Annotated in this window: 16 protein-coding genes; 6 read left to right on the forward strand and 10 right to left on the reverse strand. The window is 71.1% G+C overall.

Annotated elements, in window-relative coordinates; translation table 11 throughout:
* Positions 1–93: 93 nt before the first annotated feature.
* The gene (locus AB0M63_RS25430) at positions 94–672 is read left to right on the forward strand and encodes a helix-turn-helix domain-containing protein (protein WP_355911775.1); all 579 of its coding nucleotides are present in this window, start codon (positions 94–96) and stop codon (positions 670–672) included.
* On the opposite strand, the gene AB0M63_RS25435 is transcribed toward AB0M63_RS25430, so the two are convergent.
* The 3 genes from AB0M63_RS25435 to AB0M63_RS25445 are packed head-to-tail and all read right to left on the reverse strand — an operon-like array spanning position 673 to position 4,372.
* Entirely contained in the window at positions 673–1,743 is a 1,071-nt protein-coding gene (locus tag AB0M63_RS25435; protein WP_366020997.1) for a maleylacetate reductase, read from the reverse strand.
* On the reverse strand, positions 1,740–2,600 hold the full coding sequence (locus AB0M63_RS25440) for an intradiol ring-cleavage dioxygenase (RefSeq protein ID WP_366020998.1): 861 nt from the start codon (positions 2,598–2,600) through the stop codon (positions 1,740–1,742). The genes AB0M63_RS25435 and AB0M63_RS25440 overlap by 4 nt, the downstream gene beginning before the upstream one ends.
* A gap of 26 nt (positions 2,601–2,626) precedes the next feature.
* Positions 2,627–4,372: an FAD-dependent monooxygenase gene (locus AB0M63_RS25445; RefSeq protein ID WP_366020999.1), complete on the reverse strand. Its 1,746-nt coding sequence runs from the start codon at positions 4,370–4,372 to the stop codon at positions 2,627–2,629.
* A 149-nt stretch (positions 4,373–4,521) separates the two neighbouring features.
* Here AB0M63_RS25445 and AB0M63_RS25450 point away from each other — a divergent pair, with 149 nt between their 5' ends.
* On the forward strand, positions 4,522–6,219 hold the full coding sequence (locus tag AB0M63_RS25450) for a helix-turn-helix domain-containing protein (RefSeq protein WP_366021000.1): 1,698 nt from the start codon (positions 4,522–4,524) through the stop codon (positions 6,217–6,219).
* 15 nt (positions 6,220–6,234) lie between these two features.
* On the opposite strand, the gene AB0M63_RS25455 is transcribed toward AB0M63_RS25450, so the two are convergent.
* Entirely contained in the window at positions 6,235–6,747 is a 513-nt protein-coding gene (locus tag AB0M63_RS25455; RefSeq protein WP_366021001.1) for a hypothetical protein, read from the reverse strand.
* A gap of 122 nt (positions 6,748–6,869) precedes the next feature.
* Between AB0M63_RS25455 and AB0M63_RS25460 the strand changes: the two genes are divergently transcribed.
* Positions 6,870–7,214, forward strand: a complete 345-nt coding sequence (locus tag AB0M63_RS25460) for a cupin domain-containing protein (protein ID WP_355911793.1) — start codon at positions 6,870–6,872, stop codon at positions 7,212–7,214.
* A 6-nt stretch (positions 7,215–7,220) separates the two neighbouring features.
* Here the strand turns inward: AB0M63_RS25460 and AB0M63_RS25465 are convergent, their stop codons facing one another.
* Positions 7,221–8,252: a LacI family DNA-binding transcriptional regulator gene (locus AB0M63_RS25465; protein WP_366021002.1), complete on the reverse strand. Its 1,032-nt coding sequence runs from the start codon at positions 8,250–8,252 to the stop codon at positions 7,221–7,223.
* A 107-nt stretch (positions 8,253–8,359) separates the two neighbouring features.
* Between AB0M63_RS25465 and AB0M63_RS25470 the strand changes: the two genes are divergently transcribed.
* From AB0M63_RS25470 to AB0M63_RS25480, 3 genes are all read left to right on the forward strand, one after another.
* The gene (locus tag AB0M63_RS25470; RefSeq protein WP_366021003.1) at positions 8,360–9,535 is read left to right on the forward strand and encodes a phytanoyl-CoA dioxygenase family protein; all 1,176 of its coding nucleotides are present in this window, start codon (positions 8,360–8,362) and stop codon (positions 9,533–9,535) included.
* A 174-nt stretch (positions 9,536–9,709) separates the two neighbouring features.
* A complete protein-coding gene (locus AB0M63_RS25475) occupies positions 9,710–10,714 on the forward strand; it encodes a Gfo/Idh/MocA family oxidoreductase (protein ID WP_366021004.1) in 1,005 nt (334 codons plus the stop codon).
* Positions 10,711–11,733, forward strand: a complete 1,023-nt coding sequence (locus tag AB0M63_RS25480) for a Gfo/Idh/MocA family oxidoreductase (RefSeq protein ID WP_366021005.1) — start codon at positions 10,711–10,713, stop codon at positions 11,731–11,733. The genes AB0M63_RS25475 and AB0M63_RS25480 overlap by 4 nt, the downstream gene beginning before the upstream one ends.
* 59 nt (positions 11,734–11,792) lie before the next feature.
* On the opposite strand, the gene AB0M63_RS25485 is transcribed toward AB0M63_RS25480, so the two are convergent.
* Genes AB0M63_RS25485 through AB0M63_RS25505 form a run of 5 tightly spaced genes read right to left on the reverse strand, consistent with a single transcriptional unit; the run spans position 11,793 to position 16,781 of the window.
* Positions 11,793–12,812, reverse strand: a complete 1,020-nt coding sequence (locus tag AB0M63_RS25485) for a Gfo/Idh/MocA family oxidoreductase (protein ID WP_355911846.1) — start codon at positions 12,810–12,812, stop codon at positions 11,793–11,795.
* 43 nt (positions 12,813–12,855) lie between these two features.
* Positions 12,856–13,764 carry a sugar phosphate isomerase/epimerase gene (locus AB0M63_RS25490; protein ID WP_355911808.1) on the reverse strand — a complete coding sequence of 303 codons (909 nt, stop codon included), beginning with the start codon at positions 13,762–13,764 and terminating at the stop codon, positions 12,856–12,858.
* 1 nt (position 13,765) lies between these two features.
* Positions 13,766–14,680, reverse strand: a complete 915-nt coding sequence (locus AB0M63_RS25495) for an ATP-binding cassette domain-containing protein (protein ID WP_366021006.1) — start codon at positions 14,678–14,680, stop codon at positions 13,766–13,768.
* Positions 14,681–14,685: 5 nt separating this feature from the next.
* The gene (locus tag AB0M63_RS25500) at positions 14,686–15,762 is read right to left on the reverse strand and encodes an ABC transporter permease (RefSeq protein ID WP_355920251.1); all 1,077 of its coding nucleotides are present in this window, start codon (positions 15,760–15,762) and stop codon (positions 14,686–14,688) included.
* Positions 15,762–16,781 (reverse strand): sugar ABC transporter substrate-binding protein, encoded by a 1,020-nt coding sequence (locus AB0M63_RS25505; RefSeq protein WP_355920248.1) that lies wholly within the window; start codon positions 16,779–16,781, stop codon positions 15,762–15,764. The genes AB0M63_RS25500 and AB0M63_RS25505 overlap by 1 nt, the downstream gene beginning before the upstream one ends.
* Between the last annotated feature and the right edge of the window lie 2 nt (positions 16,782–16,783).

The following is a 16,783-nucleotide window of genomic DNA, read 5'->3' on the forward strand; positions in this document are numbered from 1 at the left end:
CGGCACGCGCCCACACTGCTAAAGTGGAGGTACCCCTCCACTGTAACGGAGGCATCCCTCCGGTTCAACCGAGTCCGCCCCAGGGAGGCACCCGTGACGGCCCAGCCGTTCCCCGTCAGCGAGATCGTCGCGGCCCAGAGACCGCACCGCAAGGACGCCGCCCGCAACTACGACGCCCTGCTGGCCGCCGCCCGCGAGGCCTTCGCGGAGCACGGCGCGGAGGCCTCGCTGGAGGACATCGCGCGGCGCGCGGGCGTCGGCATCGCCACCCTCTACCGCAACTTCCCGACCCGCCGGGCCCTTTTCGAGAGCGTCTACGCGGACGAGGTGAACGCCCTGTGCCAGGCGGCCCTGGCCGTCGCCGACCAGGAACCGTGGGAGGCGCTGACGGCGTGGCTGAACCGGTTCGTGGGCTACATGGTGACCAAGCAGGCCGTGCGCCAGGCGCTGGACAACGACTCGGAGATCTTCGGGACCTGCCGCGACTCGATGTACTCCGCGGGCGGCCCGCTGTTCGAGCGGGCGCAGAAGGCGGGCGTGGCACGCACGGACATGGACTTCGGTGATCTGCTGCGCATGGTCGCCGGAGTCACCGGCACGACGTTCATGGACGACGCCCAGCGCGACCGCGTCCTGGCGATCGCGCTGGACGGCGTCCGCGCGAACCACTGACTAGGCGGGGGCGCTTCCCTCGAACGCCGCCCGCAGCAGGGCGAGCACCCCGTCCTCGGTGACCGGCCGGGGGTTGGCGTACGCCTGGCTCGCCGCCTGCTCGGCCGCCGTCGCCAAGTCGCCCTCCTTCAGACCGAGTTCGGCGAGCGAGCGCGGTGCGCCGAGCCGGCCGGCCAGCTCCCACAGGGCAGTCGGCGCGTCCTCGGCGCCCAGCGCGCGGGCCACGGCGGCGGCCGCGTCCGGTGCGGCGGGCGCGTTGTACGCCAGCGCGTACGGCAGCACCACCGTGTGTGTCTCGGCGTGCGGGAGGCCGAAGGTGCCGCCGAGGACGTGGCACAGCTTGTGGTGCAGGCCCATGGTGGTGGCGCCGAGGCAGGAGCCGCACAGCCACGCCCCGTACAGGGCGCGGCCACGGGCGTCCGACGACCGTGGCTCGGCGGCCAGTTCGGGCAGCGCGGATGTCATCGCCCGTACGCCCTCCTCCGCCATCAGCGCGATCAGGGGCGAGGAGTCCGGGGCGTACAGGGCCTCCACGGAGTGCGCGACGGCGTTGACACCGCTGGTCACCGTGAGCGGCACGGGCAGGCCGAGGGTCAGCTCCGGGTCGTAGACGACGCTGCGGGGCAGGACCGCGGGGTCGCGGCCGGTGCGTTTGGCGCCGTGTTCGGTGAGGCCCCAGACCGGGGTCATCTCGGAGCCCGAGTAGGTGGAGGGCACGGCGATCAGCGGGAGTCCGGTGCGCAGGGCGATGGCCTTGCCGAGGCCGATCGACGAGCCGCCGCCCACCGCGACGCATCCGTCGGCGCCCAGCGAGCGCGCCAACTCGACCGCCCTGTCGGCGACTTCGACCGGCACGTGCATCTTCGCCCCGGCGTGCACGCCCACACACGTGTCGCCCAGCGAGTCCGCGACCGCCTGCGCGGCGTCGGCGCCGCGCGCGCCCGAGAGCACCAACACGCGCCGCAAGCCGAGCCGTTCGGCCTCGCCGGCCGTCGCGGTCAGTGCGGCGCCGGGCCGCATGACGACCCGCATGGGCTGGGCCTCGTAGGCGAAGTCGAGGCGGCCCGTCACGAGGAGCGCTCCAGTACGAGGTCGAACCGTGCGTGCCGGAAGGGGTTGGCGATGCCGAACTCCCGTGCCAGGGACGGGTCGTCGGTCGGGGTGAAGTCCTCGACCAGACTTTGCTTTACGGCGAAGACAGCGTCGGAGTCGAGGTAGTCGCTGCCCGCCACGAAGATGTGCGTGGTGACAGGCGTGTGGCCGTCCGCCGAGGCGATGAAGTGGATGTGAGCGGGGCGGTAGGGGTGGCGGCCGGTCGCCTTGAGGAGTTCGCCGACCGGGCCGTCCGTCGGGATGGGGTACGGGCTGGGCACACAGGTACGGAACCAGAAGCGGCCCTCGGCGTCCGTGGTGAACAACCCCCGTCCGTTGCCCGGGGGTTGGACGTCCGGGCGCTGCACGTCGTAGAAGCCGTTGCCGTCGGCCTGCCACACGTCCAGGACGGCGCCCGGCAGTGGGGTGCCGTCCCCGGAGACGATCCGGCCGCTGACCACGCACGGTTCGCCGCCGCCCACCAGGTCGATGTCCGCGCCGAGTTCACGGACCGGTGACTCGGTCATGTGGAAGGGGCCGAGGACCGTCGACTCGGTGGACCCGGCGGCCCGGTCGCCGTTGATGGTCTCCACCAGCATCGACAGGCCGAGGACGTCCGACAGGAGGATGAACTCCTGCCGGGTGTCCGTGCACATCTGGCCGGTCTCCGTCAGGAAGCCGATCGCCCGCTCCCACTCCGCCTGGGTGAGGCGGGTCTCCCGCGCGAACGCGTGCAGATGCCGGATCAGGCCCGACAGCAGTTCGCGCAGGCGCGGGTCGGCGGTCTCCCGCAGACTCGCGACGGCCTCGCCCGTGACGGTGACATGAGTGGTCATTGCGGCTCCCTGCCCGATGCGAAATGTCAGCCGTGCCCGAGGATGCGTCGCAGCGCGTCCGTGAGCAACTGTTCGGCGTTCCGGGCCGCGTCGGCGTGGCGGAAGGCGACATATCCGTCGGGGCGGACCAGCAGGGCACCGGCGTCGGACACCTCGCTCAGACGGGCCCAGTCGCCGTACGGGTCCTCGTACTCCTGGCCGGGTCCGACGACCACCGTCCCGATGTCGAGAGGGTGGGCCTCGGCCGCGCGCACCCAGGCCTCGCCGCCGATGCCGGTGAGGAGGGTGAAGCGGCCCTTGCCGACCGTGTCGAGGGTCGAGACCGTACGGGTGCCGGAGGTGATCCAGGCGTGCGGGAGCTTGGCACCGGGGCGGGAGCTGGGTTGGTGGTACAGCTCGGGGTCGCGGTCGAAGCCGGGGTCGGGCGTGCCGTCCGGGACGATCGCGCCAGAGCCGTCCGCGGGATAGCGCTGGTTGAGGTCGACGCCGTGCGCGTTGAACTCGTAGACCTTGAAGGCGATCGCCTCACGCAGCGCGGCCCGCTGCTTGCCGGCGGCCTCGGTGGCGTCCTTGCGGGCGGCGATGTTGGCCCACAGTTGCTCGGGGGTCTGCGGGGAGAGGCCGTCGAGCGCCTCGAAGATCGGGGCGGTCTCGCCGATGGACTTGTTGGCGCGGGTGACGATCTGCTTGCCGACGGGCGCGCGTTCGGCGTCATAGGTGTCGAGGAGCTTCGGCGTGGCGGTGCCGTCGAGGACCAGCTTCAGCTTCCAGGCCAGGTTGTAGGAGTCCTGGATCGAGGTGTTGGAGCCGAGCCCGTTGGACGGCGGGTGGCGGTGCACGGCGTCCCCGGCGCACAGCACCCGGCCGTTGGTGTAGCGCTCGGCGTACATCTCGTTGACCGTCCACGCCGAGGACGACCGGATGGTCACCGGGATGTCGTCGTCGCCGACCAACTGCCGTACGACGGACAGGGCGTACTCCTCGGTGAGGTCGGGGGCGCCGGCGCTCACGTCGTAGCCCCACACGATCAGCCACTCGTTCCAGGGCTTGACGCAGCGCACCAGGCCCGCGCCGATGCCGCCGACGGTGGCGCCGGGGGCGAGCACCCAGTAGAGGGTGGAGGGGCGGTGGGCGGTGTACTTGCTCAGGTCGGCGTCGAAGAGGATGTTGATGCTGCCCGCGACGCCCATCTGGCCGCCCATCGGCAGTCCGGCGTCCTCGGCGATCCGGGAACGGCCGCCGTCGGCGCCGATCAGGTACTTGGCGCGGATGAGGTACTCGTCGCCGCGCAGCCCGTCCTCGACGGTGACCGTGACACCGTCCTCGTCCTGGACGAAGGACTTGTAGACCGTGCTGAAGCGGACGTTCGAGCCGCGTGCGAGCGCCGCGTCGATGAGCACCGGTTCCATCAGGTGCTGCGGCATGTCGCACATCCGGGTCGGGCTGGCCAGCTCGTGGGCGGCCTGCACCAGCGGGTCGTTGCCCCAGGAGCGGATCCGGCCCAGCTCCTCCCCTGCGAGGCTGGTGCAGAACGTGGTGTTGCCCATCAGGTGCTGGGGCGTCGCCTTGGCCAGTACCTCGTCCTCGACGCCGAGGTCGCGCAGGACCTCCATGGTGCGCTGGTTGGTGATGTGCGCGCGGGGCGTCCTGGTGAGGCGCGAGTAGCGCGTGACGACGATGTTGGGCACGCCGTAGGTGCTCAGCGCCAGCGCGGACGAAGCGCCGGCCGGGCCGCTGCCCACGATCAGTACGTCGGTCTCGACAACGTGCACGCGGAACGCTCCAGGGGTGAGACAGGGGTGAGAAAGGCACCGACTCTTCACGATCATCATGCGGACCGGACACCCCCGGGTGTCTCATTACGAGACAGTCACAGCCCCTCGACGGCGCACGCCAGGGGCCCGATACCGTGGGAGGCGTCATGACCACCGTGGAGCACTCCCCCGCCCTCGCCCCGCTGCGCCAGGCGCGCGAGCGGTTCCTGACCGGCCGCCCGCTGCCCGACGACATCCCCGACGAGGTCCTCGCCGCCTGGCGCCGGGCCCGCTTCTTCGGCGTACGGCACGACCTCGACGAGACCGTCCCCGAGCCCGAACTCCCGGCGGACTGCCCCCTGTTGGAGGCGGCGCGGCCGGTGCTGGAGCGCATCGCCCCGGCCCTCGGCCATGCGGCGCTGCTCCTCACCGACGAGCGGCCGCGGGTGCTGTGGACCACGGGTGAGGTGCCCGGCGACGACCGGTGCCGTGACCTGTCCGAGCGCGAGGTCGGACCCAACAGCGCGGCTCTCGCGGTGCGCACCCGGCGCCGCGCCGAGGTTCACGGCCCCGAGCACTTCCTCGACCTGTGGCAGGACGTGTCGGCGGTCAGCGTCCCGCTGTTCGCCCCGCGGACCGGGCAGGTGCTCGGCACCGTGACCGTCGCGACCGGCCTGTGCGCCGACTGCGGCCCGCATCCCGGGGCCGCCCTCGCCGAGGCCGCGGCCACCGCCGTGGAGGCGGAACTGCTCGCCCGCTCCCGTACCGCCGAACAGGTGCTCCTCGACGCCTACACCCGGGCCGCGCACAGCCCCGAGCGGGCGGTCGTCGCCCTCGACGGCCGCAGCCGCCTGATCAGCGAGGCCGCCGTCCGACTCGCCACCCCCCAGGTGCTGGCCGCCCTGGAACGCGCGAGCACGAGCGACCAGCAGCAGTCCTACGACGTCCCGCTCCCGGCCGACGCCGGGTGCACCGCCGAGATCGCTCCGGTACGGCACGAGGGCCGCGTCCTCGGGATCGTGGCCGTCCTCGCGGCGCGCCCCGCCGAGGTGCCGCGGCCGTGTCCGCGCCCCGCGCTGGCGCTCGCGGGCGGTTCGGTGCCCTGGCGGCACACTCTCGCGCGGGCGGTCGAGCTGGCCCGGGTCCACGAACCCATGCTGCTGACCGGCGAGCGCGGGGTGGGCAAGACCGCGCTGGCCCGTGAACTGCTGGGCGAGAGCGTGCCGTTGGTCGCCGATGCCGCCGAGTCACCCGAACTCGGTGTCAAATACAGCGAGTTGGCCGACGGGCGCCCGCTGCTCCTGCGGCACGCCGAACGGCTCGCCCAGCCCGACGTCGCCGCGCTCAACTCCCTGCTGGACGAACACCCCGACGTCCGCCTGCTGATCACCTACACCCCCGGCACTCCCCCGGGCCCCTGCTTCCAGCGGCTCCTGGACACCCTGGCGGCCCGCTCGGTCGTTCTGCCGGCGTTGCGTGAACGCCCGGAGGACGTACGGGAGTTGCTGCCGATGCTGGCACCCCGCCCGGCCCCGGGACTGCCGCCACTGAGCTGGACCCTGGACGCGTTGCGGGCCCTGGAGGAGCATCCGTGGCCCGGTAACGTCACCGAACTCGCCCATGTCGTACGGACGTTGGCGGAACACCGGCGGGTCACCGGCCCGGTGCGGCGGGCCGAGCTGCCCGACGCCGTCCGGGAGGGGCCGGCGGCCCGGCGGCTCAGCCCGATGGAGCGGGCCGAACGCGCCGCGATCCTGGCGGCGTTGCGCCGGCACGGCGGCAACAAGGCGCGGGCGGCTGCCGCGTTGGGGATCGGCAGGGCGACGCTCTACCGGAAGCTGCGCGGCTACCAGGGTGTCTCGTAGCTGGGCCCAACCGGCCTATTTGATCAGGGCGTTGGCCACCACGACGACCACCCCGAGCAGCGCGTCCACCATCCCGATGGTCACCGCGGCGACCCAACCGCGGGCCGACCAGCGGGCCGTGACCAGGCCCAGGCAGAACAGCAGCGCGATGTTGAGGACGAAGGCCGCGTACTCGACGCCCTTCGCGGGCCACCAGCCCCAGCCCGCGCCGGCCAGCAGCAGGACGGTCGGCAGGGCGGCGGCGACCAGCGGCCACTCGTCACGCAGGGTGCGCAGCGCGTCCCAGCGGCGGTGCGGGGCGCGCTCGGCGATGTAGTGGGCGTACCCGTGGGCCAGCGCCGAGGCGGCGGCGGTCACCAGCAGCCACAGGGCGTCGTAGCGGCGGCTGGCCCTGGAGGTGTGGCCGTACTGGGTGAGCGCGGCGACCATCGAGCAGGCCAGGACGGCGCCGTAGACGCCTCCGAAGAGGATGTTCTCCCGGGTCGCGTGGGGGTGCGGCCCGGGGACGGCCGCCGTGGTCTGCGCCATGCCCTCCACGATCACCCGGCGCCACCCGGGCCGCCACTCCGCGACGAAGTGTCCCCCCACCTGGGCCGATACCCCACACAGTGTCCACGCCTGACCGCACCCGGCCGGGCTAGGGTCGCGGCATGACGCACAGCTTCGTTGTCCGCATCCCCGACGCCGAGCTCGAACCCGAGCCGCTCGACCCGGCGCAGATCGTCTCCGGCACGCCCGAGGTCACCGGAAAGGTCGTGTGGGAGTCCGAGGACGGGCGGCAGATCCGCGGGATCTGGCAGATCACCCCGGGCGTGGTCACCGACACCGAGGCGGACGAGCTGTTCGTAGTGATCAGCGGCTCGGCGACCATCGAGGTCGAGGGCGGGCAGACCCTGACGGTCGGCCCCGGGGACATGGCCGTGCTGCGCGAGGGCGACCGTACGACGTGGACGGTGCACGAGACGCTGCGCAAGGCGTACGCGATCAACCTCTGACACCCCTCAACGGACCGCCGCCGTAGGCAGGTTGTAGGGCGTGACGACCTGGATCGAGGACGGCAGGGTCGGGCCGGCCGGCGGCAGGGCGCCGTGCTGCCGCATCACGATGCGGCAGGCCTCGCGCACGTCCTGGCGCAGATCGTGGTGGAGGACGGCGGACAGGCTGTGCTCGCGCAGCAGCCGGGTGTTGTCGTGGTCGAGGTCGTGCGCGACGAACACGGCGCACTCGCGGCCGAGGTCGGCGAAGGCGCGCAGGGTCGCGATGTTGCCGCCGCCGATCGAGTAGACCGCGCGGATGTCCGGGTCGCGCTTCAGGGCGGCCAGGACCACTTCGTACTGGGCGGCGTCCAGGCCGTGGCCCTCGGTGATCTCGACCAGGGCCCGTTCCGGGTAGCGAGCGCGCATGGTGCTGCGGAAGCCCATCTCGCGCTCCTCCTCGTTGCGGAAGAACCCGCTGCTCAGGCTGGTGAGGACGTTCCCGGGTCGGTCGCCGAGCCACTGGCCCATCAGGTAGGCGGCCGTCGCGCCCGCCGCCCGGTTGTCTATGCCGATGTAGGCGAGGCGGGCGCTCGCGGGCAGGTCGGTGACCAGGGTGACGACCGGGATACCGGCGGCGACGAGCCGGCCGACGGCCGCGGTGACGTCGGGGACGTCCGGTCCCTTGAGGATCACGCCCTGCGAGCCGCGCCGGGCGATCCGGTCCAGGGTCCCGACCAGCTCCTTCACCGACGCGGTCTCCCGGAAGTGGAAGCGTGAGCGCACCACGGCCGGGTGCAGGTCGGGCAGCTCGGCCTCCAGCGCCACCCGTACGGCGGTGGAGAACCGCTCCGGTGCCTGTATCACGATGTCGATCATGAACGTACGGCCGACCAGCCGGACCTGGGTGCGCTGCCGGTCGAGGTCGGCGATGGCCTGGCGCACCTCACGCTCGGTGCTCTCGCGCACACCGCCCCTGCCGTTCAGGACCCGGTCCACGGTGGCCTCGCTGAGGCCCGCCTGACGTGCGATTTCCCTGATCGGGAAGGGGTGACCCACGGGTCGCCTCCTTGAAGGGTTTTTGATGGCTCGCTGCTGGTTGTTCGAAGGGTTTGTACTGACAAGAATGACAGGACCGCACCACCACGTGACCCGAGGGGACGACGATGTCCTTCACATCCGCAGACCGCCCCGCCCGGTTCTCCGAGCAGGACTGCGACCTGGACGCCTTCCGCGCCCTCGTCGAGCGGCCGACCGACCCGGCCGAATTCCCGTACGCGTCCTCCGTCGAGCGGAACGTCCTCCTCTACGACTGCGACCGGCTCCGCAAGTCCATCGCGGCCGGTGAGCGCCGTGAAGTGCAGGCCGAGCTGGTGCGGGCGTTCGCGGACGGGCCCGGCATCGTGGTCCTGCTGGGCGCCTTCCCGGACACGTCGGTGGTGGACCGGGCGACCGAGGTGTTCGACGCGCTGATCGCCGAGCAGCACGCCTCGGGTGCGGGCGCCGGGGACCACTTCGCGAAGCCGGGGGCCAACGACCGGGTGTGGAACGCCCTGGAGAAGGCCGCGCTCTACGACCCGGTGGCGTTCGCCGACTACTACGCGAACGACATGCTGGCCCTGGTGTCCCTCGCCTGGCTCGGCCCCGGCTACCAGGTCACCTCGCAGATCAACCTGGTCCACCCGGGCGGCGCGGCCCAGACCGCGCACCGTGACTACCACCTCGGGTTCCTCAGCAACGAGACCGCCGCCGCCTACCCGGCGCATGTGCACCGACTCTCCCCCGTGCTCACGCTCCAGGGAGCGGTCGCGCACTGCGACATGCCGGTCGAGTCGGGACCGACGATGTACCTGCCGTACTCGCAGAAGTACGAGCCGGGCTATCTGGCGTGCCGCCTCCCGGAATTCCGGGCCTACTTCGAGGCCCACCACGTCCAGCTCCCGCTCGCCAAGGGCGATGCCGCGTTCCTCAACCCGGCGCTGTTCCACGCGGCCGGCACCAACCGCACGGCAGACGTGCGGCGCATGGCCAATCTGCTCCAGGTGTCCTCCGCGTTCGGGCGGGCGATGGAGACGGTGGACCGCGAGGCCATCACCAACGCGGTCTTCCCCGTGCTGCTCCGGCGCAAGGCCGAGGGGGTGGGCGAGGAGTGGCTGGACACGGTCGTCGCGGCGAGCGCCGAGGGCTACGCCTTCCCGACCAACCTCGACAACGACCCGCCGGTCGAGGGACTGGCCCCGCCCTCGCAGGCCGACCTCGTGCGCCGTGCGGTGCGTGAGGGATGGGCCCCGCAGGCGCTTCGCGGGGAGCTGCGGTCCGGTGCCGAGCGGCGCCAGAGCTGAGGACCGGGACACCATGGGACTTCGACTTCTGGACACCACGCCGGAACTGTCCGACCGCCACCTGGCGCGCGATTCGCCGGGGACGACCGCCGTCGGCATCGGCTCCGCCCGCGCCCTCGACCGACCTTCCACACCCGCAACACACCCGCACCCCTCAAGAAAGCAAGAGCCCTCATGCGCATCGGAATCCTCGGCTGCGGCCGTATCGGCGCCTTCCACGCCGAGACCCTTTCCGGACTCGACGCGGTCGAGTCCCTCGTCGTGGCCGACCCGTTCGCGGAGGCCGCAAAGAAGGCCGCCGAGCGCTTCGGCGCCGAGGTCGCCGACTCCCCCGAGGCCGTGCTGGCCGCCGGGATCGACGGTGTCGTGATCGCCGCGGCGACCGACGCCCACCCGGGCCTGATCCTGGCCGCCGTCGAGGCGGGCATCCCGGTGTTCTGCGAGAAGCCGGTCGCCAAGACGATGGCCGAGGGCGTCAAGGTCCTCAAGGCCGTCAAGGGCAGCTCGGTGCCGATCCAGATCGGCTACAACCGCCGCTTCGACGCCGGCTTCGTGGCCGCACGCGCCGCCGTGGTCTCCGGTGAACTGGGCAAGCTGCACACCGTGCGGTCGACCACGCTGGACCCGGCGCCGCCGCCCGCCGCGTACATCGCCGCGTCCGGTGGCATCTTCCGGGACTGCAGCGTGCACGACTTCGACATCATCCGCTGGGTCACCGGCCGCGAGGTCACCGAGGTGTACGCGGTCGGCGCCAACCGGGGCGCCGACTACATCAAGGAGGCGGGCGACGCCGACACCACCGGTGCCATCCTCACCCTGGACGACGGCACCATCGCGGTGGTCTCCAACTCCCGCCACAACGCCCGGGGTTACGACGTCCGCATGGAGATCCACGGCTTCACGGACTCCATCGCGGTGGGTATGGAGGACCGGCTGCCGCTGCGCTCCGTCGAGCCCGGTGTGACCTTCCCCGCGGGCACCCCGTACGACTTCTTCATGGACCGCTTCACGCCCGCCTACCGGGCCGAACTCACCGCGTTCACCGAGGTCGTCGCCGGCACCCGCACCTCCCCCTGCACGGTGGCCGACGCACTGGAGGCCGGCTGGATCGCCGACGCCTGCACCCTGTCGCTGCACGAGCACCGCCCGGTCACCATCCAGGAGGTACGCGAGGCATGAGTGGTCCGGGCCGGGAACCACTGCGCATCGGAGTACTGGGAGCGGCTCGGATCACCGAGCAGTCCCTGATCGGTCCCGCCCGGAAGACCGGCCACCGCGTTGTCGCGGTGGCCGCCCGCGACCGGTCCCGCGCGGAGGCGTTCGCCGCCGCGCACCGCGTCGAGCGGGTGGTGGACTCCTACGCCGACCTGATCGCCGACCCGGAGGTGGAGGTCGTCTACAACCCCCTCGCCAACGGTCTGCACGGACCGTGGAACCTCGCCGCGCTGGCGGCGGGCAAGCACGTCCTGTCGGAGAAGCCCTCGGCGAGCAACGCGGCGGAGGCGGCCGAGGTACGGGAGGCGGCGGCGCGGTCCGGAACGGTCTTCATGGAGGCCTTCCACTACCTCTTCCACCCCGTCACCCGGCGCCTGCACGAGCTGCTCGCCTCCGGTGAACTCGGCGAGCTGCGCCATGTCGAGACGCTCGTCGCGATCCCGGCGCCACCGGACACCGACCCGCGCTGGTCGCTCGACCTGGCCGGCGGCGCCGTGATGGACCTGGGCTGCTACAGCCTGCACGCGCTGCGGATGCTGGCTCCCTGGGCGGGCGGCGCGCCCCGGCTCGTCTCGGCCCGGGGCGGCGAGCGCGCGGGGGCGCCCGGTGTCGACGAGTGGCTCGACGCCGACCTGGCCTTCCCGAGCGGCGCCACGGGCTCCGCGCGCTGTCACATGGCGTACGACGAGCCAGTGATGAGCTGCCGGATCGTCGGCAGCCGGGGCGAGGCGTTCGCGCCGAACTTCGTGCTGCCGCACCAGGACGACCGGGTCGTGGTCCGTACGACGGACGGCGTCCGCACCGAGCGGCTCGGCAGGCGGTCGTCGTACACCTATCAACTGGAGGCGTTCGCCGCCCGGTTGAGGAACGGCGCGCCGCTGCCGCTGGGTCCGCAGGACGCGGTCGCGACGATGACGCTGATCGACGAGGCCTACCGCGCGGCGGGCTTCGAGCCGAGGCCGCGCGTGGCGGTCCTGCGGTAGGAACGGCCGAAGGGCGTGCGCAGCGACTGCGCACGCCCTTCGGCCTGTCCCGGGAACGTCTACCGGTAGAACGCGGGCCGCTCCACCAGTTCGACCTCGACCCGGCCGCCGTCCTCCAGCGCCCGTACGCCGGCCTCGCACACTGCGGCCGCCGCGTAGCCGTCCCAGACGCTCGGGCCGGTGACCTCACCGCGGCGGGTGGCGTCGACCCAGGCCTGGACCTCACGGTCGTAGGCGTCGGCGAAGCGTTCGACGAAGTCCTGGGCGATGGTGCCGCCCCAGCGGCCGGCCATGTTGGTGACCATGGCGTGGCCGTCGCCGATGCGGGCGGTGCCGCGTTCGCAGACGATCTCGGCCTGGACCTGGTAGCCGAAGCCGCAGTTGACGAACATCTCGACGTCGACGATCGCGCCGCCGTCGGTCTCGAAGACGACGAACTGCGGGTCCTGGAGGTCGTCCGGTGCGCTCGCCGAGGGCCGCGGGCGCAGCACCTGGACGGCCGTGATCTCGTGCCCGAGGAGCCAACGGGTCGCGTCGGTCTCGTGGGCCACGGAGTCGCTGATGAGCATGGAGCTGGTGAAGAAGGGCGGACTGGCGGCGTTGCGGTGCCGGTTGTGGAGCATGAGCGGTCGGCCCAACTGCCCTGTTTCCAGCAGGGACTTGAGCTTCATGTACTCGGCGTCGTAGCGCCGCATGAAGCCGACCTGCACCCGGCGGTGGCCGAGGCGGACCTCGGCCTCCATCACGCGCAGCGCCGAGGCCGCGTCGGGCGTGAGCGGCTTCTCGCACAGGACCGGGAGGTCGTGCTCGAAGGCCGTGAGAAGCGCGGCCTCGTGCGCGGGGCCGGACGAGGCGATCAGGACCGCGTCGACGTCGGCCGCCGCCATCGCGGCGGCCGGGTCGGTGTACGCGGTGCACCCGTCGATCTTGGACGCGATCCGTTTGGCGCGCTCGGCGTCGACGTCCACGACGGCGCTCACCCGGGCTCCGTTGACCACGTCCTCGATCCGGCGGACGTGGTCGGCCCCCATCTTTCCGGTTCCGACGACTGCCACTCCGAGCGGGTCGCGCGGATTCATGGCCATCGGCCGTCCTTTCGGCTCGTCAGGGTCGTCACGTTCGTCAAGCACCGCAGGATCGGAGGAACTTGCGGGTACGTTCCGCGATGGGCAGGGGCTTGTCCGGCTCGCACGGGTACATGTCCTGCTCGACGATCGCGAAAAGCTCCACGCCCAGCCGCTGCGCCGCGACCAGCACCGGCTCCAACTCCGGTACGCCGGACGGCGGTTCGCACATCACTCCGCGCTGCACGGCCGGCCCGAAGGGCACCTCGTTCTTGACGACGTCGGCGAGGATCCCCGGGTCGACCTGCTTGAGGTGCAGATAGCCGATGCGCTCGCCGTACGCCTCGATCAGCTTGACGCTGTCGCCGCCGCAGTAGGCGTAATGCCCGGTGTCCAGACAGAGGTTGACCAGTTCGGAGTCGGTCGAGTCGAGGAAGTGCTCGACATGGTCCTCGGTGTCGAGGTGGGTGTCGGCGTGCGGGTGGACGACGATGTCCAGCCCGTACGCCTCCTTGACCTCGTGTCCGAGGCGTTCCATGCCCTTGGTGAGGTGCGCCCACTGCTCACCGGTCAGCTCCGGCGGCTCCAGGATCTCGGCGGTCTTGTCGTCCCGCCAGAAGGACGGGATGACGACCAGGTGCCGCGCGCCCATCGCCTGGGTGAGCGCGGCCACTTGACTCACGTGCTCCCAGGTGGCGTCCCAGACGGAGGGGCCGCGGTGCAGGCCGGTGAAGACCGTGCCGGCGGAGACCTTCAGGTCCCGCCGGGCGATCTCGTCCGTGAGCCGGGCCGGGTCGGTCGGCAGATAGCCGTACGGGCCCAGCTCGATCCAGGAGTAGCCGGCCTGGGCGACCTCGTCCAGGAAGCGCTGCCACGGCACCTGCCCGGGGTCGTCGGGGAACCACACCCCCCAGGAGTCCGGGGCGGAGCCGACCCGGATGCGATCCAGGACGGGACGCTCGGTCATGTCAGGACGTCCCTTCGGGCGCTGTGGTCGCCGGGGCCTTGAGGTCCGCCTCCTCGGGGAGTTCTTCGACGTCGACGCCGCGGACCTGGGACAACTCATGCTTGAGGGCGGCGAGTTCGGAGCCGCCCGCCATGTGGTTGGTCAGCTCCTCCAGGCTGATCTGGCTGCGCTCGGCGGAGAGTTCCATCGTGCCCAGACGCAGCACACTGAAGTGGTCACCGACCATGTAGGCGTGGTGCGGGTTGTGCGTGATGAAGATGACCCCGAGGCCGCGTTCGCGGGCCGCGGCCACGTATTTCAGCACCACACCCGACTGCTTGACACCCAAAGCCGCGGTCGGCTCGTCCAGGATCAGCACCCGCGCACCGAAGTACACGGCGCGGGCGATCGCCACACACTGGCGCTGACCGCCGGAGAGGGTGCCGATGGGCTGCTCCAGGTTGTCCAGGACGATGCCCATCTCCCGCAGCTCGTGATCCGCGGTCTGCTTCATCTTCTCGATGTCCAGACGGCGCAGCGGCCACGGGCCCTTCGTCATCTCCGAGCCGAGGAAGAAGTTGCGCCACACCGGCATCAGCGGCACCACCGCCAGGTCCTGGTAGACCGTCGCGATGCCCTTGTCCAGCGCCTGACGCGGGGTGGTGAAATGCACCGGCTCCCCGTCGACGAGGAACTCGCCCTCGGTGTGCTGGTGCAGCCCCGAAATAATCTTGATCAGCGTCGACTTGCCCGCACCGTTGTCGCCCAGCACACAGGTCACCTGGCCAGGACGGACCTCCAGGTCCACCCCGTGCAGGGCACGCACGTTGCCGTACGCCTTGCCCGCGTTGCGGAGCTGGACCAGCGGATGATCGGCGCCGTCGGGTGGCGTGTCGGTCAGGATCGCGCCGTGGGTGCCGGATTCGTTGTCGGTCATGAGGGTCACCTCCGGGTCGCGGTGCGCTGCACCCACAAGTTGATGAGGACGGCGCCGAGCAGCATCACGCCCAGGAACGCCTTGAACCAGTCGGGGTTCCAGCCGGCGTAGACGATGCCCTGCTGGACCATGCCGAACATGAACGCCCCGAAGACCGGGCCGATCGCCGAGCCGGCACCACCGGTCAGCAGACAGCCGCCGATCACCGCGGCGGAGATGTAGATCAGCTCCTGGCCGACACCCTCACCGGACTGCACCGTGTTGAAGGAGAACAGCTGGTGCATGCCGATGAACCAGGCACCGAAACCCACCAGCATGAACAGCGAGATCTTCGTGAACGTCACCGGGACACCCACGGCCCGCGCGGAGTCCTTGTTGCCGCCGGCCGCGAAGACCCAGTTGCCGTACTTCGTGCGCAGCAGCACCCAGGTCGCGATCGCCGCGAACACCAGCCAGTACACAATGGTGATCTTCACCTGCACACCGCCGACGTCGAAGCTGGACGCGAAGACCTTCTTGGCCTGGTCGAAGCCGTCCATGTTGCTGATGTCGTCGGTGGCGACGTTCCCGGTGACCAGCTTCGTCACCGCGAGATTGACGCCCTGGAGGATCAGGAAGGTGCCCAGCGTGATCAGGAAGCTGGGCAGGCCGGTCTTGACCACCAGCCAGCCGTTGAGGAACCCGATCGCCAGCGACACGATCAGCGCGACGATCACGCCGACCCACACGTTCATCGTCAGCTGGTAACTGAGCATCGCCGCCGTCAGCGCCGAGGTGATCACCGCGACACCGGCCGACAGGTCGAACTCCCCACCGATCATCAGCAGCGCGACCGGCAACGCCATGATCCCGATCGTCGACGACTGATAGAGGATGTTCGCCATCGAGGCGCCGTCCCGCACCGGCGGAGCGGCGATCAGGAAGAACACGTACACCGCGGCGGCACCGAGGAAGACACCCACCTCAGGACGCGCCAACAACCGCAACGCGAGAGGCCGTTCGGAGGTCCGGCCGTCCGTCTCCTTCGGGCCGGAGGCCGGCGGTGTGGTCACCGCCGGCTCGGCATGCTGGGTCATACTCATCACCGGGTTCCGTTGGCGGCGTACTTGGCGACGGTCGCGACGTTGGTCTTGTCGACGAAGGCCGGGCCGGTCAGTACGGGCTGCTCACCACCGCCGCTGTAGTTGCCGTTGTTCTTGTAGAGCCACAGCGAGTCGACCGCCAAGTAGCCCTGGAGGTACGGCTGCTGGTCGACCGCGAACTGGATGGTGCCCTTGCTGATGGCGGTCGTGAGGTCCTTGTTCAGGTCGAAGGTGGCGACCTTCGCCTTGCTGCCCGCGTCGGACAGGGACTGCACGGCGGTCAGGGCGAACGGGGCGCCCAGCGTGACCACGTAGTCGATGGCCTTGTCCTGGGTGAGCTTGGCGGTGATCGTCGACTTCACCGACGGCATGTCCGTGCCGTTGACGTTGAGCACCTCGGTGCTGCCGCTGAACGTCTTCTTCACGCCGTCACAGCGCTGGGTCAGGCCGATGTTGCCCTGCTCCTGGATGACACAGACGACCTTCTTGGCGCCTTCCGTGTTCAGCCGCTTGCCGAGCGCCTCGCCGGCGACCGTCTCGTCCTGGCCGAAGAACTCCAGCAGGCCGAGCTTCTTCCAGTCGCTGAGACCGGAGTTGAGGCCGACCACGGGTATGTTCGCGGACTTCGCCTTGCCTATGACGCCCTTCAGGGCGTCGGGCTTGGCGAGGGTGACCGCGATGCCGTCGACCTTCTGGTCGATCGCGTTCTGGACCAGGTTGGACTGGTTGCCCGCGTTCGGGTCGGCCGAGTAGATGAGCTTGATGTTGTCCTTGGCGGCGGCGGCCTGGGCGCCCTTGCGGACGATGTCCCAGAACGTGTCGCCGGGCGCCTGGTGCGTGACCAGGGCGACCGTCATACGAGGCGTGCTGGCCTTGCCCGCGGAGGCGCCGGAGGTGTCCTCCGTGGACTTCTTGCCGCCCGAGCTGCTGGAGCAGCCGGCGAGGGTCAGTGCCGCTGCCGCGGCGACCGCCACGAAGGGGGCCATTCTGCGCGTACGGGAGTGGGAAGAACGGTCCATCT

Origin of the sequence: Streptomyces sp. NPDC051576, assembly GCF_040681835.1 — a bacterium.
In the GTDB taxonomy this organism is placed as follows: Bacteria; Actinomycetota; Actinomycetes; order Streptomycetales; family Streptomycetaceae; genus Streptomyces.